Annotated in this window: 19 protein-coding genes and 1 tRNA gene; 11 read left to right on the top strand and 9 right to left on the bottom strand. The window is 70.5% G+C overall.

Translation table 11 applies throughout. The annotated features are described in order from the left end of the window. Window positions 1-136: 136 nt before the first annotated feature. The 3 genes from D458_RS0126295 to D458_RS0126285 all read left to right on the top strand — a co-directional run bounded on the left by D458_RS0126295 (window position 137) and on the right by D458_RS0126285 (window position 1,289). Window positions 137-562, top strand: coding sequence for a DUF3052 domain-containing protein (locus tag D458_RS0126295; RefSeq protein ID WP_017589698.1), 426 nt, complete (start codon window positions 137-139; stop codon window positions 560-562). A gap of 135 nt (window positions 563-697) precedes the next feature. Beyond that, window positions 698-1,165: a peroxiredoxin gene (locus D458_RS0126290; RefSeq protein WP_017589697.1), complete on the top strand. Its 468-nt coding sequence runs from the start codon at window positions 698-700 to the stop codon at window positions 1,163-1,165. A gap of 50 nt (window positions 1,166-1,215) precedes the next feature. Continuing rightward, window positions 1,216-1,289: transfer RNA gene (locus D458_RS0126285), tRNA-Val, on the top strand. A gap of 248 nt (window positions 1,290-1,537) precedes the next feature. On the opposite strand, the gene D458_RS34325 is transcribed toward D458_RS0126285, so the two are convergent. Next, window positions 1,538-2,182: a hypothetical protein gene (locus D458_RS34325; RefSeq protein ID WP_017589696.1), complete on the bottom strand. Its 645-nt coding sequence runs from the start codon at window positions 2,180-2,182 to the stop codon at window positions 1,538-1,540. An 80-nt stretch (window positions 2,183-2,262) separates the two neighbouring features. Between D458_RS34325 and D458_RS0126275 the strand changes: the two genes are divergently transcribed. The 3 genes from D458_RS0126275 (at window position 2,263) to D458_RS0126265 (ending at window position 6,898) form a co-directional block, all read left to right on the top strand. Continuing rightward, window positions 2,263-2,733 carry a MarR family winged helix-turn-helix transcriptional regulator gene (locus D458_RS0126275; RefSeq protein WP_017589695.1) on the top strand — a complete coding sequence of 157 codons (471 nt, stop codon included), beginning with the start codon at window positions 2,263-2,265 and terminating at the stop codon, window positions 2,731-2,733. Between the two features lie 474 nt (window positions 2,734-3,207). After that, a complete protein-coding gene (locus D458_RS0126270) occupies window positions 3,208-5,907 on the top strand; it encodes a pectate lyase family protein (protein ID WP_017589694.1) in 2,700 nt (899 codons plus the stop codon). Window positions 5,908-6,169: 262 nt separating this feature from the next. Next, window positions 6,170-6,898, top strand: coding sequence for a 5-formyltetrahydrofolate cyclo-ligase (locus D458_RS0126265; protein ID WP_017589693.1), 729 nt, complete (start codon window positions 6,170-6,172; stop codon window positions 6,896-6,898). Between the two features lie 55 nt (window positions 6,899-6,953). Here D458_RS0126265 and D458_RS0126260 read toward each other — a convergent pair whose 3' ends face one another. Beyond that, entirely contained in the window at window positions 6,954-7,550 is a 597-nt protein-coding gene (locus tag D458_RS0126260; protein ID WP_017589692.1) for a TetR/AcrR family transcriptional regulator, read from the bottom strand. A gap of 37 nt (window positions 7,551-7,587) precedes the next feature. Further along, a complete protein-coding gene (locus tag D458_RS0126255) occupies window positions 7,588-9,126 on the bottom strand; it encodes an MFS transporter (protein ID WP_017589691.1) in 1,539 nt (512 codons plus the stop codon). Window positions 9,127-9,574: 448 nt separating this feature from the next. Here D458_RS0126255 and D458_RS0126250 point away from each other — a divergent pair, with 448 nt between their 5' ends. Further along, a complete protein-coding gene (locus D458_RS0126250) occupies window positions 9,575-15,064 on the top strand; it encodes an ATP-binding protein (protein ID WP_017589690.1) in 5,490 nt (1,829 codons plus the stop codon). Between the two features lie 102 nt (window positions 15,065-15,166). Here the strand turns inward: D458_RS0126250 and D458_RS0126245 are convergent, their stop codons facing one another. Next, window positions 15,167-16,399: a GTP-binding protein gene (locus D458_RS0126245; protein WP_017589689.1), complete on the bottom strand. Its 1,233-nt coding sequence runs from the start codon at window positions 16,397-16,399 to the stop codon at window positions 15,167-15,169. Between the two features lie 2 nt (window positions 16,400-16,401). After that, window positions 16,402-17,145 (bottom strand): class I SAM-dependent methyltransferase, encoded by a 744-nt coding sequence (locus D458_RS0126240; RefSeq protein WP_017589688.1) that lies wholly within the window; start codon window positions 17,143-17,145, stop codon window positions 16,402-16,404. Between the two features lie 277 nt (window positions 17,146-17,422). Between D458_RS0126240 and D458_RS0126235 the strand changes: the two genes are divergently transcribed. Then, window positions 17,423-17,728 (top strand): hypothetical protein, encoded by a 306-nt coding sequence (locus D458_RS0126235; protein WP_017589687.1) that lies wholly within the window; start codon window positions 17,423-17,425, stop codon window positions 17,726-17,728. A gap of 99 nt (window positions 17,729-17,827) precedes the next feature. Here D458_RS0126235 and rpsN read toward each other — a convergent pair whose 3' ends face one another. The 3 genes from rpsN to D458_RS0126220 form a co-directional block, all read right to left on the bottom strand. After that, window positions 17,828-18,133, bottom strand: a complete 306-nt coding sequence (gene rpsN, locus D458_RS0126230) for a 30S ribosomal protein S14 (RefSeq protein ID WP_017589686.1) — start codon at window positions 18,131-18,133, stop codon at window positions 17,828-17,830. Then, window positions 18,133-18,369 carry a 50S ribosomal protein L28 gene (gene rpmB / locus D458_RS0126225; RefSeq protein WP_017589685.1) on the bottom strand — a complete coding sequence of 79 codons (237 nt, stop codon included), beginning with the start codon at window positions 18,367-18,369 and terminating at the stop codon, window positions 18,133-18,135. The genes rpsN and rpmB overlap by 1 nt, the downstream gene beginning before the upstream one ends. Before the next feature lie 73 nt (window positions 18,370-18,442). Further along, entirely contained in the window at window positions 18,443-19,546 is a 1,104-nt protein-coding gene (locus D458_RS0126220) for a CobW family GTP-binding protein (RefSeq protein WP_017589684.1), read from the bottom strand. Window positions 19,547-19,799: 253 nt separating this feature from the next. Here D458_RS0126220 and D458_RS0126215 point away from each other — a divergent pair, with 253 nt between their 5' ends. From D458_RS0126215 to D458_RS0126205, 3 genes are all read left to right on the top strand, one after another. Continuing rightward, window positions 19,800-20,204 carry a Fur family transcriptional regulator gene (locus D458_RS0126215; protein ID WP_017589683.1) on the top strand — a complete coding sequence of 135 codons (405 nt, stop codon included), beginning with the start codon at window positions 19,800-19,802 and terminating at the stop codon, window positions 20,202-20,204. Between the two features lie 66 nt (window positions 20,205-20,270). Continuing rightward, window positions 20,271-21,077: a 2,3-dihydro-2,3-dihydroxybenzoate dehydrogenase gene (locus D458_RS0126210; RefSeq protein ID WP_017589682.1), complete on the top strand. Its 807-nt coding sequence runs from the start codon at window positions 20,271-20,273 to the stop codon at window positions 21,075-21,077. A 109-nt stretch (window positions 21,078-21,186) separates the two neighbouring features. Beyond that, on the top strand, window positions 21,187-21,789 hold the full coding sequence (locus D458_RS0126205) for an isochorismatase family protein (protein ID WP_040702817.1): 603 nt from the start codon (window positions 21,187-21,189) through the stop codon (window positions 21,787-21,789). A 38-nt stretch (window positions 21,790-21,827) separates the two neighbouring features. Here D458_RS0126205 and D458_RS0126200 read toward each other — a convergent pair whose 3' ends face one another. Further along, a complete protein-coding gene (locus D458_RS0126200; RefSeq protein ID WP_017589680.1) occupies window positions 21,828-23,468 on the bottom strand; it encodes a (2,3-dihydroxybenzoyl)adenylate synthase in 1,641 nt (546 codons plus the stop codon). Window positions 23,469-23,590 lie beyond the last annotated feature (122 nt).

Raw genomic sequence — 23,590 nt, 5'->3', positions numbered from 1 at the left:
TGCCACTACCGTGTGAACTAGGCCATCAGCGATGGTTGCGGACCCACGTGACGGGCGACGAAAAAGCCCGGCATCGTTGTGACAACTGCTTCGTGCAGGCAAGATTGAGAAAAACCATCTGTGGAGGAGAACTTTCGTGAGCGCGACCGCGGGCCAGGCACAAAGCGAACGCGGCTTGGCTGACCGACTCGGATTCAAGCCGGGTCAGGTGGTGCAGGAATTCGGGTTCGACGACGACGTCGACGAGGGACTGCGCGCATCCATCGCCGAGTTCACGGGCGAGGCACTGGTCGACGAGGAGTACGATGGCGACGTCGACGCGGCACTGCTGTGGTGGCGGTCCGACGAGGAAGGCGACCTCACCGACGCTCTGATGGACACGGTGACCACCATTGCCGACGGAGGGACCATCCTGGTCCTGACCCCGAAGGCTGGACGTGAGCTGCACGTGTCCCCCAACGACGTCGCCGAGGCGGCCAACACCTCGGGCCTTTCCCAGACCAGCGCGGTCAGCATCGGCGCCGACTGGTCGGGCACCCGTCTGGTCGTCCCGAAGCGGTGACGGGCAGCACCCGCACCGGGTGAGACGTCCGGTGCCGCGCGCCCCGGAGCAGAACGGGCGCGCGGCGCTGAAGGGCGCCCGCCGACCGGCGGGCGCCGTCTCCGGCCTGCGCGGCCGACGAACACGAACGCGAGCATGACCGACACCGCCGCCGTGGGCACCAGTGCGCCCGAGATCGACCTCCGGGACCAGTACGGCCAGGACACCGTCCTGAGCTCCCTCCGGGGCGCTCCCGTGCTCGTGGTCTTCTACCCGCTGGCGTTCTCCGGCGTGTGCGCCGGCGAACTCGCCGACCTGCGGAAGCACCACGCCGAGCTCAGGGAACTGGGTGTCACCGTTCTCGCGGTGTCCGTCGACTCCACCTTCGCCCTGCGCACCTGGTCCGACCAGGAGAGCTTTCCCTTCGCGCTGCTGTCCGACTTCTGGCCCCACGGCGCGACCGCCCGGGCCTACGGGGTCTTCGACGCCCAGCGGGGCGTCGCCCGGCGCGGCACCTTCCTCATCGACGGTGAGGGCACCGTCCGCTGGACCGTCCGGACCCCCGCCGGGCAGCCCCGGGACGTTGCCGAGTACCTCCACCAGGCCCGCCTCCTGGCCGGATAAGCAGGCGCGAACACCGCCGCGAAGCGGTATGATCACTCGCGACGCACAGAGGGCGCGTAGCTCAGTTGGTTAGAGCAATTGCCTTACAAGCAATAGGCCAGGGGTTCGAGTCCCTTCGCGCCCACCCCACTCCGGAACGACTCTGCTCGGGGGACTTCGTCCTCCTCGCCAGGTCGTTTCGTCGTTTCCTCTGGGGGGCGACCTCCGGACCCCCGATGTGGGGCTTCGCCCCACGGGTTGTAGTTGGCTTGCCCAGGGCCCACCTCACTCCGGAACGGACCCTGCCAGGGGGACTTCGTCCTCATCGCCGCGGTCCGTTCCTGTTTTCCGGGGAGGTCCCCGGTGTGTACTCGTCACCACCCCCGTACGGACTCACCGCGTCCACGGGTAGCGCGTCGTCACCGGCTCGGGGGCCGGCAGCGCCTGGGGCGTGGCTGAACCGCTCGGTCGCGGAGCGGGGCCGATCCGTAGGACGGATGTGCGTTCGCCGATGCGGACGCTGACGAACGCTCCCCGGTCCGGTACCTCCTCGGGGAGTGCGATGGCATGGGCGCCGACCGGCAGTTCGCCGTCGCTGATCATGAAGGTGTGGGGGATCGGCTCGGGCGGCACGGCCTCGGCCCAGAGCCCGGTGACGACGACACGGGTCGTGTCGGAAAGCGTCAGGTGCAGTGTCCGAGTCTCGTGGTCGTAGGAGGCTTCCGATGGCGTGCCGTGGGTGTACTCCTCGACCTGTGCGGCCAGCAGCGGGGCCAGACCGCCCAGTCCGCTGAGGAACCGCGTCCGCGGATTGCGCTCGCTGATCGCCGTCTCCAGGTGCGTCCTCAGCGCGGGCGGTACCTGGCCGCCGAAGATGACGAGGTCGAGGTCGGTTGCGTCGTAGTCGTCGAGGACCCGGTCGAACTGGTTCGTGGCGTTCGCGCCGTAGCCCCGGGCCCGAAGGATCTCCACGGCCCCGGTCAGAGGGAGGGCGCTGCGTCCGACGATGAGGGTTTGTGGTCTCGTGCCTGTGGCCATCAGGAGCTCCTTATGTTGGCTATGCCAATATTGGCAAGCCCAACATACACCGTTGGCCGTGCCAACATGAAGTGCGTAGGATGGCCGGTGTGAGCGACTACGGTGAACCCGGCCGCACCCCTGACCGGCTCAAGGGCCGCCCGAGCTGGCTGCTCGGCCGTGCGGCCGCGCGGTCCGCGGCGCTCCTGAGAGAGGGCTTCGCCGAGCACGGCGGAGGGCTGCGCGGCTACCACTACCGACTGCTGGCCGCGCTCGAGCAGTGGGGGCCGGCGAGTCAGGCGGAGCTCGGGCGCGACACGGGTATCGATCGCAGTGACGTTACGGCCGCGCTGCTCGAGCTCGAGTCGCTCGGACTCGTCGAGCGGGAGGTGGATTCCGCGAACCGTCGACGCAAGATCGTTTCGATGACGCCCTCCGGGGCCGATCGGCTGCGCAGTCTCGACGCCGTGCTGGACGGGATCCAGGAGTCGTTGCTCGCTCCGCTGACACCGGCGCAGCGCGGTCAGTTCACGGCGATCCTGGCGCGGATCGCGGATCAGCCCCGCGAGTGACCGCCGCTGAACAAGGGTCTTCCCGCTGTCCGGTGCCGAGGGTGAACCGGACACCCGTCAGCCTCACGGACTTCTCCCGGGGACTCGGCCATGAACGCCGGACCGAGGCGACGCGGACGCCCGCCAGTCCGGTCCCCGCGGGTGGTGCCGGCGGGGTGGTGACGGCGCGAACCTTTCCTCCGGGCACGGTTTCGAGCGCCTGCTCGCCGTGGTCCGGGTACCCGTGTCCGGCCTGCCGATGTGTCGGCGAGGTGTCCAATCGGTTGCAGGGTTTGGGGTACCCAGTCCCGATTTCGGTGCCCGATTCCGTTGAAGACCGAGGTCACACCGCCTAAGGGCCTATTGGGGCGTTCGACCCTCCTGCAAACGTTTGTATTAACCCCTCTTGACACGGAAAGCGCTTTCTCTACGCTCAGGTTAAGAGCAGTAGTGCTCATGTTCGATTACGAAGGGTGAGCAGTGAGACGATCAAGCATGCGCAGACCCCTGTCGGCGCTGGCCATCGCGGCCTTGATGGCCGTCGGTCTGACCCCGATGTCCTCGGCATCGGCGCAGACCGGCGAAGCCACGGGTTACGCGAGTGAGAACGGCGGAACCACCGGCGGGGCCGGCGGCCAGACGGTCCGGGCCACGACCGGAACCGAGATCCACGAGGCGCTGTGCGGACGGGCCAGTACCGACACCCCGATCATCATCGAGGTGGAAGGCACCATCAACCACGGCAACACCTCCAAGGTGTCGGGCGACAGCTGTGACACCGCCGACGACGTGATCGAGCTCAAGAAGATCAGCAACGTCACGATCGTCGGTACCGGTGGCGGAGCCGTGTTCGACCAGCTGGGCATCCACATCCGGGAATCCCAGAACATCATCATCCAGAACGTGACCGTCCAGAACGTCAAGAAGTCCGGTTCGCCCACCTCCAACGGCGGCGACGCCATCGGGATGGAGAAGGACGTCCGCAACGTCTGGGTCGACCACGTCACCCTGGAGGCGTCGGGCGGGGAGTCGGAGGGCTACGACGCCCTCTTCGACATGAAGAACAACACCCAGTACGTCACCCTCTCCTACAGCGTCCTGCGCGACTCCGGCCGTGGCGGCCTGGTGGGCTCCAGCGAGAGCGACCTCTCGAACGGCTACGTCACCTACCACCACAACCTGTACGAGAACATCGACTCGCGTGCGCCCCTGCTGCGCGGCGGTACCGGTCACATGTTCAACAACCACTACTCGGAGCTGCACAAGTCCGGCATCAACTCCCGGGCCGGGGCCAGCGCGAAGGTGGAGAACAACTACTTCAAGGACTCGAAGGACGTCCTGGGCACCTTCTACACCAACGAGAAGGGCTCCTGGGAGGTCAGCGGCAACATCTTCGACAACGTGACCTGGTCCAGCGAGGGCGACAAGAACTACCCCGCCGGCCCCGACCCGCAGTCCAACACCTCGGTGAACATCCCGTACTCCTACGACCTCGACGACGCCGGCTGCGTGCTGGAGGTCCTGGAGCAGACCGCGGGCGCGGGCAAGGGCAACCGGACCTCGGACGGCAACTGCGAGGCGGAGGAGCCGACCGACCCGGACCCCACCGACCCGGACCCCACTGACCCGGACCCCACCGACCCTGACCCGACCGATCCCCCCGAGGGCACCAACCTCAGCATCGGGGCCGGCGCCGACGGCTCCAGCAAGGCCAGCGGTACCAGCTACGGGAACGTCGTCGACGGCGACACGGGCAGCTACTGGTCGCCGACCGGTTCGACCGGCCGCGTCTCGGTCAAATGGGGCTCCGACACCACGGTGTCCGCGATCAACATCCGCGAGGCGGCCGGGGCCGAAGGCAACATCGGCTCCTGGCGGGTCGTCAACCACGACAGCGGCGACGTCCTGACCACCGGCAGCGGAGCCGGCGTCATCACCTTCGACGAGACGTCGCTGCGGAAGATCAACTTCGAGATCACCGGCTCGAACGGCACGCCGCGCGTCGCCGAGTTCGAGACCTACGCCGGTTCGGCGCCGGACGGCGGAGGCGACATCCCTCCGGATGACGGGGGTGACACCCCGCCGAACGGTGGTGGCGACACCCCGCAGCCTTCGGGCGACGAGCTCTTCGTGGCCCCGGGCGGCAGCGACAGCGCCTCCGGTACCGAGGACGACCCGACGACGCTGACCGCGGCGATCGACCGGATCGAGCCCGGCGGGGCGATCTACATGCGTGACGGAACCTACGACTTCACCGAGACGGTGCACATCGAGCCGGGCAACGACGGCCTGTCGGGCGACCGCAACGAGCTGTTCGCCTACCCCGGTGAGACCCCCGTGCTGAACTTCTCCGCCCAGAGCGAGGACTCGGCCAACCGGGGGCTGGCCATCGGTGGCGACTGGTGGCACGTCAACGGCATCATCGTCGAGCACGCCGGTGACAACGGCATCCTGCTGGGCGGTAGCGACAACGTCATCGAGCGGGTGACCACCCGCCACAACCGGGACACCGGCCTGCAGCTGTCAAGGTACGCCGCCGGCGCCCCCAGGGCGGAGTGGCCCTCGAACAACCTGATCGTCAGCTCGGTCTCGCACGACAACGCCGACTCCGACGGCGAGGACGCCGACGGGTTCGCCCCCAAGCTGACCGTCGGCGATGGCAACGTGTTCCGCTACACCGTGGCGTACAACAACATCGACGACGGCTACGACCTGTACACCAAGTCGGACACGGGCCCGATCGGCGAGGTGACCATCGAACACTCGCTCGCGTTGGGCAACGGCTCGCTCTCGGACGGCTCCCAGCACTCCGACGGCGACCGCAACGGGTTCAAGCTCGGCGGTTCGGGCATCGAGGTGGACCACGACGTCCACCACAACATCGCCTTCGAGAACGGCAAGCACGGGTTCACCTACAACTCGAACCCCGGCACCATGGCGGTCTCGAACAACCTGAGCGTCGGCAACGAGGAGCGCAACTTCCAGTTCGACGGCGGCGACTCGGTGTTCCGCGGCAACACCTCGTGCGACAGCGGCTCGACCGACCGGTACAAGGGCGACGCCGACGGCTCGAACCAGTTCTGGGACGGCTCCAACGGTTCCCGCTGCTCCCAGTACTCCGGTGACCTGGACTGGAGCTTCGACTCCGACGGCCGCCTCGTGGTGACCATCGGCGGCACCGAGGTCGACCTGTAACCGACCCGGCTGACAGTGCCGAAGCCGACCGGATACCGGCCGCCCCGCCCGAACGCATCAGGCGCGGCGGCCGGTCCGTGTACCTGCGCCGGAGGACATGCCGGCCGGGCGTGCTGGATGTGGCCGGTCCGGTACGCGGCCCGCCCTCCGTCGCCCACCAGGGCAAGGTCCTGGAGCCGGGTTGTTCCGAGGCCGCCTCGGTAAATTCGGGCGGTAGCGGCGGAACTCCCGAACGCCGACCCCTCGACCCACGAGAGCGCTCATGAACACTGGAACAGCGCACGCCAAGGACCGGCTCCGGCAGAGGATCTGGGATCTGCTCGACGGGAACCGCGTCGGGCGGTCAGGGCCCGTGCACGGCGAGATCCCTGACTTCCACGGGGCCGACCGGGCCGCCGCGCGCCTGGCCGAGCACCCCCGCTGGGTGGAGGCCCCGGTCGTCAAGGCCAACCCGGACAGGGCCCAGGCCGAGGTCCGCCGCCACGCCCTGGAGAGCGGAAAGCTCCTCTACACGGCGGTGCCCGGGATCGCCGCCCCCGAGCCCTTCCACGAGATCGACCCCGCCGCACTGCCCGCCTCCCCGGCCGTCCTCGCGACGGGGCGGGGCGCCGCCCTGCACGCACCGCGCACGCCTCTCGACCGGATGCGGCCGGTCGACGTCGTGGTGTGCGGGAGCGTCGCGGTCAACCGTCAGGGGGTCCGCATCGGCAAGGGGGCCGGGTACAGCGACATCGAGATGGCGCTGCTCGCCCAGGCCGGGCTGATCGGCGAACGGACGCTCGTCGTCACCACCGTGCACACCCTCCAGCTGATCGACGAACCCGTCCCGGCGGCGGAACACGACGTCGGTGTGGACCTGGTCGTCACACCGGACGAGATCGTCGAGTGCCCACCCGGGCGGCGCCCGTCGGGGATCGACTGGCAGGTGTTGGACGAGGAGAAGATCTCGGCGATCCCCGTCCTCGAAGCCCTCCGCCGGGACCTGCGCTGAGCCCGTCCCGTCCGCTGGCTGGGTGAGCCGATGGCGGCGGGCAGGTCGTTTCGGCCTACTGCTGACCGGCGGGGGACCGACGGTGTGCCGGGTCCCCGATCGCCTGGGACAGGACGCCGTGGACGTAGTCGACGTCGGCGGGGGCGTTGTCGATGAGGACGGCGGTGCACAGGCCGTCGGAGACGGCGACGAGGGCGGCGACGGCCCGCGGGTCGTCGGTGAGCGTGGCGGCGAGTTCGGCGACGTTCTCGCGCCAGCGCCGGGCGACCGGCGCCAGGGCGGGTCTGCGGGCGGCCAGCGTGGACAGTTCGCGTTCGGCCAGGGCGCGTTCACGCTCGGGGCCGCCGGAAGCGGTGATCAGCTCGGCCAGGCCGCGCAGCCGGTCACCGGGGCCGTCGATGATCTCGCGCAGGCGCGCGGTGTAGACGTCGGCCACGCTGGACAGTGCCGCGACCAGGAGGTCGTCGAGGGTGGCGAAGTAGTACGCGCTCAGGCTGGTGGTGATGCCGGCCTGTTTCGCGACGGTGCGGTGGGTGACCCCTGCCGCACCGTCGCGTGTGACGACGGCGAGGGTCGCGTCGATGATCTCTGCTCGACGCTTGTTCCCCCTGGCCCGCCGACCGTCGATGGCGCTTCCCCGGCCTTCGCTCATGCTCGCCCCCTTGAGGGTTCAAGGGTAGTCGAGCCGGTCACCGGGAGTCCGCGCCGACATCCTCCTCCTCGTCGAGCGGGCGGAGGTGCCGCAAGGCCACCAGGCACAACACGGACGCCACGGCGACGGCGGCACCGGCCGCGACCGAGGCGGTGTTCACTCCGGCGGTGAACGCTTCGCGCGCCGCTCGCACCACCTCGGCAGGAACCCGGTCGGCGACCGAGAGCGCTCCGGAGAGGCTTCCGGTGAGGCTGTCGGCGACCTCGGGTGAGGCGTCGGTCGGAGCGGTCGTACGGGCGGCGTAGACGGCGGTGGTGAGGCTGCCGAGCAGGGCGACGCCGACGGCGAGGCCGAGTTCCTGGACGGTTTCGGTCATCGCGGCGGCCGAACCGGACTTCGACGCCGGCGCGGCACCGACCACGATGTCGGTGCCCAGGGCGGCGATCGCGCCGAGGCCGAGGTAGACGAACGCGAAGCCGGTCACCACGAGCACGGCGTCGCCGGTCCCGGCCACCGCCAGCAGCGCGTAGCCGACCACCGACAGGCCCAGTGTGTTCCCCATGACCAGGCCGGGGCGTACGCGTCGGGCGACGAAGGGCGCGCCGATGGCACCCGCGAACATCGCCAGCGCAGGCGGGCCCATCCACAGCCCGGCCACGAACGGGGTGAGGCCCTCCACGAACTGGAGGTACTGGGTGACCAGGTACATGGTCCCGCCGACCCCGATCAGCCCGATCAGCAGCACGGCCAGTGCCGAGGAGAACGCTCGGTCGGCGAACAACGTGACGTCCAGCAACGGGGAGGCCAGACGTCGTTGACGGCGCACGAACACCGCACCCGCGATCGCGGCGGCTCCGAGGAGGACCGCCGTGGAGGCCTCCACGGCGTGGGAGGCCGCGTGCTTGAGGGCGTAGACGGCCGGAAGGATCGCGGCCAGGGAGAGGGCGACGCTGGCCAGGTCCACCCGTCCGGCCCGCGGGTCGGAGTACTCGGGCAGAATGTACCTCGCGCCCACCAGGACGACGATCGCGACGGGTACCGCGACGAGGAACGCCGCACCCCACCAGAACGCGTCGACCAGTGCCCCGCCGACCACGGGACCGGCCGCCATACCCAGGGAGAACATCGTGGCCCACACCCCGATCGCCACCGCGCGTTGGCGCGTGTCGGTGAACATGTTCGAGATCAAGGACAGGGTCGAGGGCATCAGCGTGGCACCGGCGATCCCGAGCAGGGCACGGGCGGCGATGAGCAGCCCGGCGCTCGGAGCGAACGCGGCGAACACCGACACGGCCGCGAACGCCGTCATCCCCGTCAGGAGCAGGCGGCGTCTGCCGATGCGGTCCCCCAGGGTGCCCATGGTGATGAGGAAGCCCGCGACGAGGAACCCGTAGGCGTCCATGATCCACAGCGTCTGTGCGGCTGACGGGTCGAGCGCGGCGGCCATGCTCGGCAGGGCCAGGTACAGCACGGTGACGTCCAGGCCGAGCAGCACCGTGGGCAGCGCCAACAATCCCAGGCCCGCCCACTGGCGCGCTCCCGCTGGTCGGGTGGCGATCTCCGACATCTCCGGCATCCGTTCCTCCTGTGCGTAAGTATTTGAACCATAGTTCAAGTAGAACTATCGTTCAACTACTTTGAGGGAGCGGATCCGGGGGCCCGGGCCGCGTGGCGGGGGCTTCCCGGGGAGGCGCCGGAACTCCGCACCGGAGCACCCGCGGCCCGGCTCCCCGCTCTTCGTCCGGGGATTCGGTCATCCCCTGAACCGGTCTCCCCGCCGCCCCTGGGGTTCGTCCCGGGAGTCCCCGGATGCGCCGGATTGTGGCAAACCTCGCGTTCGGGGACCGGCAGGGGCACCTGGCGGAGGACTTTTTGTGGAGATCCCACAAAGCTGCGGCCCCGGCGTGAGCAATTCGGGACATTGGTGTACCTGGAGGTAATCCACCAAGCTAGACGTAGGCCAGGCGGCGCTCCGAGACCCGGACGTCGCCTTCTGTGTGTTGGTACTTGGGAGGGGCTTACCGGTGTTCAGTCGTGTCGCCATCGTCAACCGTGGAGAGGCCGCCATGCGGCTCATCCACGCCGTACGGGATCTCTCGGCGGAAACCGGGGCCCGGATCGAGACGGTCGCCCTCTACACCGACGCCGACCGGAACTCGACCTTCGTCCGCGAGGCCGACGTCGCCTACGACCTGGGACCGGCCTCGGCCCGTCCCTACCTCGACCTCGCCGTCCTCGAGCGCGCCCTGCTGGAGACCGGGGCCGACGCCGCCTGGGTCGGCTGGGGCTTCGTCGCCGAGGACCCGGCCTTCGCCGAGCTGTGCGAGAAGATCGGCGTCACCTTCGTCGGACCGAGCCCCGAGGCCATGCGCAAGCTCGGCGACAAGATCGGCGCGAAGCTGATCGCCGAGGAGGTCGGCGTCCCCGTCGCCCCCTGGAGCCGCGGTGAGGTCTCCACCCTCGAGGACGCCCTGCGCGCCGGGGACGAGATCGGCTACCCGCTGATGCTCAAGGCGACCGCGGGCGGCGGCGGCCGCGGTATCCGCATGGTCGCCTCCTCCGAGGACCTGACCGACGCCTACGAACGCACCAGCCAGGAGGCGCTGCGCGCGTTCGGCTCCGGTGTGGTCTTCCTGGAGCGCCTGGTCACCGGCGCCCGCCACGTCGAGGTGCAGGTCATCGCCGACGGCCAGGGCACCGCGTGGGCGCTGGGCGTGCGCGACTGCTCGGTGCAGCGGCGCAACCAGAAGATCATCGAGGAATCCGCCTCCCCGGTCCTGGAGCCCGCGCAGGCCGCCGAGCTCAAGGCCTCCGCCGAGCGGCTCGCCGTGGCCGTCGGCTACCGCGGCGCCTGCACCGTCGAGTTCCTCTACCACCCGGGCGAGCGGCTCTTCGCGTTCCTGGAGGTCAACACCCGGCTCCAGGTCGAGCACCCCATCACCGAACTCACCACCGGCACCGACCTGGTCCGCCTGCAGCTGCACGTGGCCGGCGGCGGGAAGCTGGAGGGCCCCCAGCCCGCGGAGTCCGGGCACGCCGTGGAGGCCCGGCTCAACGCCGAGGACCCCGACCGCGACTTCGCCCCCGCCCCGGGCCGCATCGCGCGACTGAACATGCCCACCGGCCCCGGCATCCGGGTCGACACCGGTGTGCGCGAGGGCGACAGCATCCCCGCCGACTTCGACTCGATGATCGCGAAGATCATCGCCTACGGCCGCGACCGCGAACAGGCGCTGGGCCGCCTGCGCCGCGCGATGGCCGAGACCACCGTCATCATCGAGGGCGGTGCGACCAACAAGAGCTTCGTGCTCGACCTGCTCGACCAGCCCGAGGTGATCGACGGCAGCGCCGACACCGGGTGGATCGACCGTGTGCGCGCCGAGGGCCGCCTGGTCAGCCACCGCCACTCCGCCGTCGCCCTGGCCGCCGCGGCCATCGAGGCCTACCGGGACGAGGAGGAGGCCAGCCGCCAGCAGCTGCTGTCCACCGCGCACGGCGGCCGCCCGCAGGTGCAGCACGACTCCGGCCGCCCCCTGGACCTCAAGCTCCGCGGTGTGGGCTACCGGGTCGGTGTGGCCCGGGTCGGCCACAGCCGGTTCCGCGTCGGTGTCTCCGGCGGCGGCGACGTGCACCCGGCCGACGTCGAGGTGGAGCGCTTCGACGCCCACAGCGGCCACATCGTCGTCAACGGCAGCCGGTTCCGGTTCGTGTCGGCGACGCACGGCCCCGTCCACCTGGTCGAGATCGACGGCGTCACCCACCGGGTCAGCCGCGACGAGGGCGGTGTCGTCCGTTCCCCCGCGCCCGCGCTGGTGGTCGCCACACCGCTGTCCGTCGGCGACGAGGTCGAGTCGGGCGCCCCGATCCTGGTGCTCGAGAGCATGAAGATGGAGACGGTGCTGCGCGCACCGTTCCGCGCCCGGGTGCGCGAGTGCCCGGTCGCCGTGGGCGGTCAGGTCGAGACCGGCGCCCCGCTGATGCGTCTGGAGCCGCTGGGCGACGACGACGCCGAGGAGACCGGCGCGCAGGCCGAGGCGGTCGAGATCGAGCTGCCCGCACCGGCCCCGGCGGCCTCCGCCGCCGACCGCGCCGACCAGGGCCTTCGGTACCTGCGCGGCCTGCTGCTCGGTTTCGACTCGGAACCCGAGGAGCGCGAGCGCGTGCTCGCGGACTACCTCGCCGCCCGCACCGGCCCCGGGGCACAGCCGCTCGAAGGCGAGCTCGACCTGCTCACCGTGTTCGCCGACCTGTCCGAGCTGAGCCGCAACAAGCCGGGCGGCGCCGTCGACGCCGAACAGGACAGCCGGGTGCACAGCCCGCGCGAGTACTTCCACAGCTACCTGCAGAGCCTCGACGTCGAGCGCGCGGGGGTCACCGAGGGCTTCCAGAGCAAGCTCACCCGGGTCCTCGCCCACTACGGCGTCACCGACCTGGACCGCACCCCGGAGCTGGAGGACGCGGTCTTCCGGATCTTCCTCGCCCAGCAGCGCATGGGCGGCTACGTGACGATCGTGTCGGAGCTGCTGCGCCGCTGGCTGGCCGACGCACCGCCGCAGGAGGCGCACAGCGAGCGCGCCGGGCTCATCCTGGAGCACCTGATCGAAGCCACCCAGGTGCGCTTCCCCGCCGTGTCCGACCTCGCCCGCGGCGTGGTGTTCCGCTGGTTCATCCAGCCGCTGCTGCGCCGCAACCGCGCCAAGGTCTACGCCGCGGTCCGCGACGAGCTGCGCTACCTGGACCACAACCCGGACGCCCCGGACCGTGCCGAGCGCATCCAGACCATGGTCGCCAGCTCCGAGCCTCTGGTGAGGCTCATCGGGCAGCGGATCAGCCGCCCCGGCCGCGACCACGCCCCGCTGCTGGAGGTGCTGACCCGCCGCTACTACGGCAACCGCGGCCTGTCCGAGGTCACCGCCCGCCAGAGCGCCGGATGCCAGCTGGTCACCACCGAGCACACCGCGCCCGTGGGGGTGACCCGCGTGGTCGCCACCGCCGTGGACATCGCCGCCCTGCCCGACGCCATCGGCGCGGTCGCCGAACTCGCCGTCGACGCCCCCGAGCACGGCCTGGTCGCCGACCTGTACGTCACCTGGGAGGGCCAGCCGGACGCCGACGCCATGGCGGTGCGGCTCGGCGAGATCCTGGCCGAGCACCCGCTGCCCAAGGGCGTGCGCCGGGTCACCGCCACCGTGGCCGGGACCAGCGGTGCCGTCATGCACCACCACTTCACCTTCCGTCCGGAGGCCGAGGGCTCGGGCCTGGTCGAGGACCGGCTGATCCGGGGCCTGCACCCGCAGATCGCACAGCGCCTGCAGCTGCAGCGGCTCCGGGAGTTCGACCTCACCCGTCTGCCGTCCGCGGACGAGGAGGTCTACCTCGTCAAGGCCACGGCGCGCAGCAACCCGTCCGACGAGCGCCTGGTCGCGATGGGTCAGGTCCGCGACCTGACGCCGCTGCGCGACAACGACGGCCGCCTGATCGCGCTGCCCGCCGTGGAGGGCACGCTCGCCGCCTGCCTGGACGCCATCCGCAACATCCAGGCGCAGCGTCCGCACAACAAGCGCTTCGACACCAACCGCATCCTGATGTACGTCTGGCCGCCGAACGGGCTGAGCATCGACGAACTCAACGCCCTGGTGGAGCGCATCCTGCCGACCACCGACGGCGCCGGGCTGGAGGAGGTCACGTTCGTGGCCCGCCAGCGCACCGAGGAGGGCGAACTCACCGAACTCGCCGTCCGGATCACCCTGGACCCGGGCAACGGTGCGCGCGTGCACGTCGAGGAGCCCTCGACCGAGCCGCTGCTGCCGCTGGACGACTACCGTCAGAAGGTGCTGCGCGCGGCCCGCCGCGGCACCACCTACCCCTACGAGCTGACCGGCATGCTCGCCGGCCCGGACGGCAGCTTCGTCGAGCACGACCTCGACGAGGACAACGTGCTCGTGCCGGTGGACCGGCCCCGCGGGCGGAACTCCGCCGCCATCGTGGCCGGTGTGGTCACCACTCCCACCGAACGCCACCCCGAGGGCGTCACCCGCGTGGTGCTGCTCGGTGACCCGACCAAGGCCCTGGGGGCGCTCTCCGAACCCGAGTGCTCGCGGGTCATCGCGGCGATCAACCTGGCCGAGAGCATGCGGGTGCCGCTGGAGTGGTTCGCGCTCTCCGCCGGTGCGCGCATCTCCATGGCCTCCGGAACCGAGAACATGGACTGGGTCGCGGCCGCGCTCAAGCGGATCGTGGAGTTCACCCAGGACGGCGGCGAGATCAACATCGTGGTCGCCGGGATCACCGTCGGCGCCCAGCCGTACTGGAACGCCGAAGCCACCATGCTCATGCACACCAAGGGCATCCTGGTGATGACGCCGGACTCGGCGATGGTGCTCACCGGAAAGCAGTCGCTGGACTTCTCCGGCGGCGTGTCGGCCGAGGACAACTTCGGTATCGGCGGCTACGACCGGGTGATGGGCCCGAACGGCCAGGCGCAGTACTGGGCGCCGAACCTGCCCGCCGCCCGCGACGTGCTGATGGCGCACTACGACCACACCTACGTGCTGCCCGGCGAAGAGGCACCGCGCAAGGCCGTCACCAGCGACCCCGACCACCGTGACGTCTCCGACTTCCCGCACAGCGCCGAGGGAAGCGACTTCACCACGGTCGGCGAGATCTTCTCCGCCGAGCACAACCCGGACCGCAAGAAGCCGTTCGACATCCGCACGGTCATGAGGGCGCTCTCCGACCAGGACCACGCCGTCCTCGAGCGCTGGGCCGGCATGGCCGACGCCGACACCTCCGCTGTGCAGGACGTGCACATCGGCGGTTGGCCGGTCTGCCTGATCGGCATCGAGTCCCGCTCCGTGGCCCGCCGCGGCTTCCCGCCCACCGACGGCCCGGACACCTACACCGCGGGCACCCTGTTCCCGCGTTCGTCCAAGAAGACGGCCCGCGCGATCAACGCGGCCTCCGGCAACCGTCCCCTGGTCGTGCTCGCGAACCTCTCCGGCTTCGACGGCTCGCCCGAGTCCATGCGCAAGCTCCAGCTGGAGTACGGCGCGGAGATCGGCAGGGCGATCGTCAACTTCGAGGGCCCGATCGTCTTCTGCGTGATCTCCCGCTACCACGGGGGAGCGTTCGTGGTGTTCTCCAAGGCGCTCAACCCGAACATGACCGTCCTCGCCCTCGAGGGATCCTTCGCCTCCGTCCTCGGCGGCGCGCCCGCCGCCGCCGTGGTGTTCGCCGGTGAGGTGAACAAGCGCACGGCCACGGATCCGCGCGTCACCGAGCTGCAGACCCGCGTCTCGGAGGCCAGCACCGACGAGAGGGCCGAGCTCAACGCGGAACTGTCCGAGGTGCAGTCCTCGGTCCGCGCCGAGAAGCTGAGCGAGGTCGCCACCGAGTTCGACGGCGTGCACAGCATCCAGCGCGCGGTCGAGGTCGGTTCGGTGGACGCCATCATCAGCGCCGCCGAGCTGCGCCCCAAGATCATCGAGGCCATCGCCCAGGGCATGAAGCGCTAGGCACCGGGAAGCGGTCGAGTGGCCGACCCCTCCGAGGGGTCGGCCACTCGCGTGTCCGCGGGGCCCTTCCGGGTCCTGTTCCCGCCCCGGACCGGGCGGGAGTCAGGCGTGCTGGTGGTGGGCGTGCACACCCCGCACGTCCCACTCGGGGAAGGGGTCGGCCAGCCCTTCCCAGGGGGTGTGGAACTCGTCGTCGTCCAGCAGGCAGGAGTCGAGCGCGGCCTGCAGGGCCTGGTGACGCAGTTCCGTGCCGATGAACACCAGTTCCTGCCGGGGCTCCACGGGTTCGCTGTCCTCGAGGTCCTCGGGTGAGTACCCGACCGCGGGGCCGTCCGCGGGATCCCAGACCCCGGCGGGTTCGAACCGCGCCACGGGTCCGGCCTGGGACCACAGCCCGGTCGTCCTCGGCCGGGTGGCCAACCAGAAGAAGCCCTTGGTGCGCAGGACCGTGCCGAAGCCTCCCCGTTCGAACCCCGACGAGACCAACTCCCAGAGCCGCCCGGGGTGGAAGGGGCGCTCCGCCCGGAACACCAGGCTGGAGATCCCGTACTCCTCGGTCTCGGGTACGTGGTCGCCGTTGAGCTCGGCCACCCACCCGGGTGCGCGCGAGGCCCGTTCCAGGTCGAAGCGGTCGGCTCCGACGAGTTCGGCGGGGTCCACCCGGCCGTGTTCGATCCTCAGCACGCGGGCCAGGGGGTTGAGGCGGCGCACGGCCGCCTCCACCCGGTCGGCCTGCTCCGGCGTGACCAGGTCGATCTTGTTGACCAGGATCAGGTCGGCGAACTCCACCTGGTCCACCAGCAGGTCGCTGACCGTTCGTTCGTCGTCCTCGTAGGCGTCCAGGCCCCGTTCGACCAGGTCGTCGCCGGTGTCGAGCTCGCTCAGGAACCCGGCGGCGTCGACCACCGAGGCCATGGTGTCCAGTCGCGCGCCCCGGAGCAGGGGGGTTCCGTCCGCGTCCGGGACGGCGAAGGTCGCCGCGACGGGCATGGGTTCGGAGATGCCACTGGACTCGATGATCAGGTGGTCGAAGCGGCCTCGGCGGGCGAGCTCGGCGACCTCTTCCAGCAGGTCGTCGCGCAGGGTGCAGCAGATGCAGCCGTTGGTCATCTCGACGAGGCGCTCGTCGGTCCTGGACAGGTGGCCCTCGCCCCTGACCAGGTCGGCGTCGATGTTGATCTCGCTCATGTCGTTGACGATGACCGCCACCCGCAGGCCGTCCAGGCGGTGCAGCAGGTGGTTGAGCAGGGTGGTCTTGCCCGCTCCCAGGAAACCGGAGAGCACGGTCACCGGCAGTGCGGGTGCGCCGGGCGGTGTGACGGTGGTGGAGGACATCTCTACTTCTCTTCTCGAAGGACCTTGAACAGCCCCGCGGCGGCCGGACCGTGCGGGACCACGAGCAGGCCGTGCGGTGCGGCCTCGGCGCGCAGTGCTTTCTCGGAGACCGTCCACCAGGCGTAGCTGACCTCGTCGCGGCTGATCAGCCGGTCGCCTTCGTGCACCTCGTAGGTCATGTGCCAGGAGACCTGTTCCGTGCCGGCCGGTTCCGCGCCCGCCCAGCCGGTGTAGGACCGCTCCCCGATGCGGAGTTCGGACATCCTGGTGCGCCCGACGTGTTCCGGCTCGACCGGTTCGGGCAGGTTGAGCAGGACGAACGCCCCCGGAGCCAGGCGGGTCGCCAGGTCCTCCCAGAGCCGGTCCCGTTCGTACGGGCTGAAGTGGCCGATGAGGTTGGCCGCCACCAGTCCGCCGATCCGGTCCGGGAGGCGGGCCGAGAGCAGGTCGTCGCCGTCCACGGTCACCCGGGGACGCAGGTCCGGGTCCTCGGCCACGCGGGACAGCAGGACCGACCGCAACGGGAGCGACGGCTCGATCGCCAGGACGTGTGCCGCCGGAAGCGTGCGGGCGATGAGCCGTGTTCCCAGACCGCCGCCGGCCCCCGCGTCGACCACCGGCCCCGCGTCGGCGGGCAGTTCCCGCAGAGCGTCGGCGACCGTCGTCGCGTGGTGTTCCCACCAACCGGCGATCATGATGTCGAGGAACTGGCCGGAACGGTCGTAGGGGTCGTGGTATTCGGACAACGTGCGTCTCCTTGGCAGAGTTCGGGAAGGGGCGGGGGAATTTCCGAGGCAGGTTTCCGGGCCGGGTTCGGCCAGTGTGGACGCCGAAAACGGGAATCGTTTTCTGGAGCGACATCGGCGCAGGTGGCGGGCTTTTCGGGTGTCAGTCGAATTCCGCGATATACGCCGAGGTAAATTCTTCTTTCCGTCTCCTCCGCTCCTTGAAGGGGAAGCGGTGGGTGGATACGTTGTTGCTGTTTTCGGGGTCAGGGAAAAGGAAGTGCACTCGGGGGAGAGCATGGCGACCGCACATCTGGCACACGAGGGCCACACGCACGAGCACGGTGAGGGGTGCGGGCACGTGGCCGTGCCCCATCAGAACCACGTGGACTACGTCCATGACGGGCACCTCCACCACGAGCACGGCGACCACTGGGACGAGTGCTCCGCGGAGGGGCACGCCGTGCACGAGGACCACTCGCACGAGCACGGTGAGGGGTGCGGGCACGTGGCCGTGCCCCACGGTGACCATGTGGACTACGTCCACGACGGACATCTCCACCGCAGTCACGACGGCCACTGGGACGAGCACTCCGCCCCCTGACCGCACCCGTGGACGCGGGCTCCCGGGGGAGAGGTGACCACCCCGGGAGCCCGCGGGCCGACCGGATCGCGAACGGTCGGCCCCGCTGGTGGCCGAGGGCTACCAGCTGGACTTGGTGATCCCGGGCAGCTCTCCCCGGTGTGCCATCTCGCGGAAGCGGATCCGGGACAGTCCGAACTTCCTCAGGTGCGCGCGCGGGCGGCCGTCGACCGCGTCGCGGTTGCGGACCCGGGTGGCGCTGGCGTCGCGGGGCTGTCGGCGCAGTTCGGCGACGGCGGCCGCGCGCTCGTCCTCACCGGTGTGCGGGCTCTTGATCAGCCGTTTGAGTTCGGAGCGCCGCTCGGCGTAGCGGGCGACGACGACCTTGCGCTGTTCGTTGCGGGCGATCTTGCTCTTCTTGGCCATCAGACCTTCTCCCCTCGGTTGCGGATGTCGGCGACCACGCGTTCGATGCCCCGGGCGTCGATCACCTTCATCCCCTTGGTGCTGACCCTGAGTTTCACGAAACGCTGTTCACTGGGCAGCCAGTAGCGCTTGTTCTGGATGTTGGGGTCGAACCGGCGCTTGGTGCGGCGGTGGGAGTGGGAGATCGCGTTGCCGAAGCTGGGCGCCTTCCCGGTCACCTGGCAGATACGGGACACGGTCTTTCCTTTCGGGTCGTCGAGCGTGCTCGAGCGTGTTCGTTCGAGGACGGATACGGCAGCGGGGCCGTGGTCACCTTTCCGAGAACTCGGCGAAGGGGTCGTCGTGGAAGGTCCGGCCCTCTTCGGTCTCGGTGACCAGGCAGGAATCGAGCAGGGAGAGCAGGCTTTCGGCGTCCATGCCGACCCCGGTGAAGGACAGGTGCTGGCGGCGGTCGCCCGCCGCCGCGTCCCAGTCCAGGAGGGCTGAGGACCGCCGGGCCGGTGAGACCAGCTCCAGCGCCGCTTCGGGGAGCGCGGCCATCCAGGGGCCGCCGTTCTCCACCATGAGGAGGTTCTGGTGGGAGTCCCACACCAGGAGGGTGTCGGGCTGGCTGGCCAGCCAGAACCTGCCCCTGCCGCGCAGGCTCATGGCGACGATCTCCTCCAGCGCCTCGGAGAACCTCTCGGGGTGCAGGGGCCGGGTCCTGGTCCAGGCCACCGTGCTCACGCCCTCTTCCTCGGGGTGGTCCGTGTACCGGGCCCAGGCCGGGTTGGTCCGGGCGTGCGCTGATGCGGGGTCGAAGCGTCCGTCGAGGAATCGCCGAAGGTCCGCCCCCGTGCGGACGATCGCGGCATCGGGGTTGAGCTGGCGGAGCAGGGACCGCGCGTGGCGGTCGGGCCCCGCGCCGTGCAGGACGATCACGTTCGGGTACTCGACCTGCCGGTTGAGGACTTCGGCGACCGTGCGGGTGTCGTCCTGGGCGATGTCCAGTTCGCGCTCGGCCAGATCTTCGTCGCAGCCCAGGTCGGCGGTCAGGTGGGCGGTGTCCACGGCGGTGGTGACGGTGGCGAGGCGGAGCTCCTCCTGCGCGGCGATGCTCTCGGCGATCAGCCGGGGGTCCACCCCGTCCCACGACTCCACCACGCACAGGTCGTGCCGGTCGGCGTCCGCGGTGCGCAGGAGGAAGGGGATGAGGTCCTCGCGCAGGGTGCAGGAGGCGCAGGCGTGGTCGAGGTCCACCTGCTCGTTCTCGGCGGGGCCCGAGCGGTCGCTCACCACCCGGTGCACGGCGCCGTCACCGATGTCCCGCATGTCGTGGTGCACGGCGATGGAACGCGGGACGGCGGCCAACAGGTCGTTCACGGCCCGGCGTCGAGCGGTCGCGTGCAGGCCGGCAACCAGTGCGATGCGCATCGGATGCTCCCCCCAAGGCGTCGGTTCCAGATCGGAAATGAAAATCGTTTCCACACTCTACACAGACTCGGGGGCGTCCGGTGGGGGCAGGGGTGGTTCGGCCGGGCCGGGCTGGGGCGTGTTATGGTATTGATAATCATTTTCACCTGCTCGAGTCGTGTCCCCCCAGGAGTCCTCCTCGTGTACGTAGGGCGATACCAACGCCGGATCGGCCCCCTGCCTCCGACGGTCCCGTGCCGGGCGGTCGACTGACATGGTCAAGACACCCAGGTACGACGAGGCCGTGCTCAGGGTCCTGGGCCGCGGGTCCCGGTTCCGCAGCTGTCGGGAGATCCTCCGGGACCTGGACCGGTCGGACTCCGTCCGCTCCTCCGGTCACGGGCGGCCGAGCCTGTCCACCATCTACCGCACGGTCCACCGGATGTCCCAGGAAGGCGTGCTGGACACGATCCAGTCACCCGAGGGAGAACGCCTGTACCGGCGGTGCAGGACCCCTGTGCGCCACCACCACCTCTTCTGCCGCATCTGCGGCGAGGTGGAGGAGATCGCACAGGTCGCCGAGATCGCGGCGGTCGTGGAGAAGATCCGGAACTCGAGCGCCTTCGAAGAGGTCGACCACACCTTCGAGCTGACCGGTGTCTGTCCGCGCTGTCTGTGACGACTCACCGTGTCCCCGTCCGGAGCAGACCCCGGCGCGGCGCGGAACCCCTGTGAAAGGAGCACTGTGCCCCCTTACCCCGACCGACCGGAAGAGCCCGACAGATCCGATCAGGGTGTCGCCCTGGTCACCGGGGCCGCCGGCGGCATCGGTGCCGCCGTCGTTCGGCGCATGGCCGCGGAGGGGTACGCCGTCGCCGCGATCGACCGCCGCGAGGCCCCCTCACGACAGCTGGTGGCCGAACTCGGACGCGGCGGCCACAGGGCCGTCCACCACGGAGCGGACGTCAGCGACGGGGACGCCGTGGAACGAGTGGTCTCCCTCGTGGAGCGGGACCTCGGCCCGATCACCGCCGTGGCCAACGTCGCCGGTGTCCTCCGGCACGGGTTGACCTCGGAGTTCCCGCCCGAGCACTGGCACGAGCTCTTCGCGGTCAACGCCCTGGGGGTCTTCAACGTCTGCCGGGCGGTCTCCTCGCGGATGGTCCCCCGAGGGCACGGAAGCATCGTCACCGTCGGATCCGACGCGGCCTCGGTCCCCCGGGTGGCCATGGCCGCCTACGCCGCGTCCAAGGCCGCCGCCACCCAGTTCACCCTGTGCTTCGGGCTGGAGACGGCGCCCAGCGGGATCCGCTGCAACGTGGTCTCGCCCGGCTCCACCGACACCCCCATGCGCCGTCAGCTGTGGGGCGACGACACCTCCGGGGGCGCTCCCGCTCCGAACCTCACCGACTTCCGGGTGGGGGTTCCCCTGGGGCGGGTGGCCGACCCCGAGGACGTCGCCGACGCCGTGGCCTTCCTCCTCTCTCCCCGTGCCCGGCACATCACCCTGCACGACCTGCGGGTGGACGGCGGCGCCAGCCTCGGAGCCTGACCCCGGCCCCTCTTCCGCTCCCGTGACCGACCACCCCTGCCCCTGGATTCCCGCCCCCGCGCCTCGAAGGAGAGCCGTGTCCGCGCTGCCCGCCATTGACCCCTATCCCATGCCGGGAGTCCCGTCCGACACACGGATGGACTGGAAGATCGACCCGTCACGCTGTGCCCTGCTGGTCCACGACATGCAGCGGTACTTCCTCGACGCCTTCACTCCGGGAAGCGAACCGGTCCCGGAGCTGCTGGCCAACACCGGCGCGCTGCTCGACCGGTGCCGGTCGAACGGGGTGCCCCGGATCTTCACCGCCCAACCCGGATCCCAGAGCGAACAGGACCGGGGTCTGCTGCGGGACCTGTGGGGGGACGGGCTCAGGGACGATCCCTCGCACAGCGCGATCGTCGACGAGCTGGCCCCCGGCCCGGACGAGGTCGTCCTGACCAAGTGGCGCTACAGCGCCTTCGTCCGCACCGACCTGGAGGAGCGGCTGCGTGCTCTGGGGCGGGACCAGCTGGTCGTGTGCGGTGTGTACGCCCACATCGGTGTCCTGATGACCGCCTGTGACGCCTTCATGCGGGACATCCAGGTGTTCGTCGTGGGAGACGCGGTCGCCGACTTCTCCGCGCGCGAGCACGAGATGGCCCTCTCCTACGCCGCTCGCCGGTGCGCCGGCACGGTGACCACCAAGGAGGCCCTGGCCGCGCTCGAGACCTGACCGGTGGCGGGCGGGGCACCCCGCCCGCCACCGCCCGGCTAGCCGCGGGTCAGCTCCTCCCGCATCAACTCCTCGCGTAGGCGCTTCTTGTCCACCTTGCCCACGCCGGTGAGCGGGAGCCGCCCCACCCGGCGTACCTCGTCGGGCACCTTGAAGGCCGCGGCTCCGCGCTCCGACATCTGCGCGCGCACCTCGTCCCTGGTCGGGCACTCCTGGCCCGGCACGACCAGGAGCGCCACCGAGCGCTCACCGAGCACCGGGTCGGGCAGGCCCACCACGGCGGCGCCCCGGACCCCCGGCAGCGCCATGAGCATCTCCTCGACCTCGACGGCGGCGATCTTCTCACCCGCCCGGTTGATCTGGTCCTTGACCCGGCCCACGACCGTGAGGTCGCCGTTCTCGGAGCGGGTGACGAGGTCTCCGGTGCGGTAGAAGCCGTCGGGGGTGAAGCGCAGGGGGTCCAGCTCCCGTGCCCGGTAGTAGCCCCGGAGCGTGTAGGGGCCCCGGGTGAGGAGTTCCCCGACCGCTCCCGCGGGTAGCGGGTCTCCCTGTTCGTCCACCACGAGGACCTCGTCGGCGGGGGAGAGCGGACGGCCCTGGGTGGTGCACACCAGGTCCTCGGGGTCGTCCAGGCCGGTGTAGTTGTTCAGCCCCTCCGCCATGCCGAACACCTGCTGCAGCCGACAGCCCAGTGCCGGTCCCACGCGCCGGGCGGTGGCCTCGTCCAGTCGGGACCCGCCCACCTGGAGGACCCTCAGCGAGCTCAGGTCACGCCCCGACCTGCGGGCCTCCTCCAGCCACGGGCCGACCAGGGCCGGGACGAGGGCGCTGATGGTCACCCCCTCCCGTTCGACCAGTTCGAACGCGGTCGTCGGGCTCGGGTCCGGGCTGAGGACCACGGTGCCCCCGACCGCGAAGGTGCCCACGATGCCGGGGGAGACCATCGTGAAGTTGTGGGCGACGGGCAGGACGGCCAGGTAGACGGCGGCCCCGTTCACTCCGCTCGCCCCGGCCGAGGCCCGTGCGTTGTAGCGGTAGTCGGCGTGGGTCCTCGGGATCAGCTTGGGGGTGCCCGTCGTGCCCCCGGACAGCAGGAGCAGCGCCAGGTCGTCGGGGGAGCGCTCCGGGGAGGCGGGCCCGGTGGGCGGTGCGGCTGAGGAGGACAGGAGGGAGTCCCACGGCAGCGCTTCGCCGCCGCCGGGGTCGCCGGTCACCACCAGGTGCCGTACGGACGGGGCCGTGCGGGCGATCCTCTCGGCGACCGCTGATGAGGCACCCGGCCCCCGCCCCGGGGCGACGATCATGGCGGCGGCTCCGCCGGTGCGCACCAGCGATTCCAGGTCCGCCGGACCCAGCGCCGGCAGGGCCAGGATCGGCACGGCCCCGATCCGGAACAGGGCGAAGACCGTGACCACGTACTCGGTGCGGTTGGGCAGCTGCACGAGGACGCGTTCGCCCCGGCGGATCGGGAGCCCCGCCAACCCCGAGGCCAGCCGGTCGACGCGGGCGTCCAGCTCCGCGTAGGACAGGCGGTCGCCGCCCGAGACCAGTGCCGGACGGTCCGCCTGCCGGGCGGCCTGCTCCCTGAGCAGGCCGTCCAGCAGCCCGTCCTCCCAGAAGCCCTGCTCGCGGTAGCGGCGGGCCAGATCCTCCGGTCTCCGCGGCCATTCCTGTGACATCGATCCCTCCGGATTCTGCGGGATCCGGGGTCGACCCCGTACTCCCGCCGGTGCTATACATGGACATACCGGCAATGAAAACGGTTTTCATTATTGCTTGTCGGGTCCAATGTGACCACAGG

The organism is Nocardiopsis ganjiahuensis DSM 45031, from assembly GCF_000341085.1.
Taxonomy (GTDB): Bacteria; Actinomycetota; Actinomycetes; order Streptosporangiales; family Streptosporangiaceae; genus Nocardiopsis; species Nocardiopsis ganjiahuensis.
The sequence above is the reverse complement of the archived record's forward strand: the minus strand, read 5'-3'. Positions and strand labels throughout refer to the sequence as shown.

Coding starts and splice junctions, on each gene's coding strand:
- D458_RS0126275 (WP_017589695.1), top strand. CDS start 2,263: ATGGCCGGTGTGAGCGACTACGGTGAACCCGGCCGCACCCCTGACCGG.
- D458_RS0126215 (WP_017589683.1), top strand. CDS start 19,800: ATGGTCAAGACACCCAGGTACGACGAGGCCGTGCTCAGGGTCCTGGGC.
- rpsN (WP_017589686.1), bottom strand. CDS start 18,133: ATGGCCAAGAAGAGCAAGATCGCCCGCAACGAACAGCGCAAGGTCGTC.
- D458_RS0126245 (WP_017589689.1), bottom strand. CDS start 16,399: ATGTCCTCCACCACCGTCACACCGCCCGGCGCACCCGCACTGCCGGTG.
- D458_RS0126255 (WP_017589691.1), bottom strand. CDS start 9,126: ATGCCGGAGATGTCGGAGATCGCCACCCGACCAGCGGGAGCGCGCCAG.
- D458_RS0126220 (WP_017589684.1), bottom strand. CDS start 19,546: ATGCGCATCGCACTGGTTGCCGGCCTGCACGCGACCGCTCGACGCCGG.
- D458_RS0126270 (WP_017589694.1), top strand. CDS start 3,208: ATGCGCAGACCCCTGTCGGCGCTGGCCATCGCGGCCTTGATGGCCGTC.
- D458_RS0126260 (WP_017589692.1), bottom strand. CDS start 7,550: ATGAGCGAAGGCCGGGGAAGCGCCATCGACGGTCGGCGGGCCAGGGGG.
- D458_RS0126235 (WP_017589687.1), top strand. CDS start 17,423: ATGGCGACCGCACATCTGGCACACGAGGGCCACACGCACGAGCACGGT.
- D458_RS34325 (WP_017589696.1), bottom strand. CDS start 2,182: ATGGCCACAGGCACGAGACCACAAACCCTCATCGTCGGACGCAGCGCC.
- D458_RS0126200 (WP_017589680.1), bottom strand. CDS start 23,468: ATGTCACAGGAATGGCCGCGGAGACCGGAGGATCTGGCCCGCCGCTAC.
- D458_RS0126265 (WP_017589693.1), top strand. CDS start 6,170: ATGAACACTGGAACAGCGCACGCCAAGGACCGGCTCCGGCAGAGGATC.
- D458_RS0126205 (WP_040702817.1), top strand. CDS start 21,187: ATGCCGGGAGTCCCGTCCGACACACGGATGGACTGGAAGATCGACCCG.
- D458_RS0126290 (WP_017589697.1), top strand. CDS start 698: ATGACCGACACCGCCGCCGTGGGCACCAGTGCGCCCGAGATCGACCTC.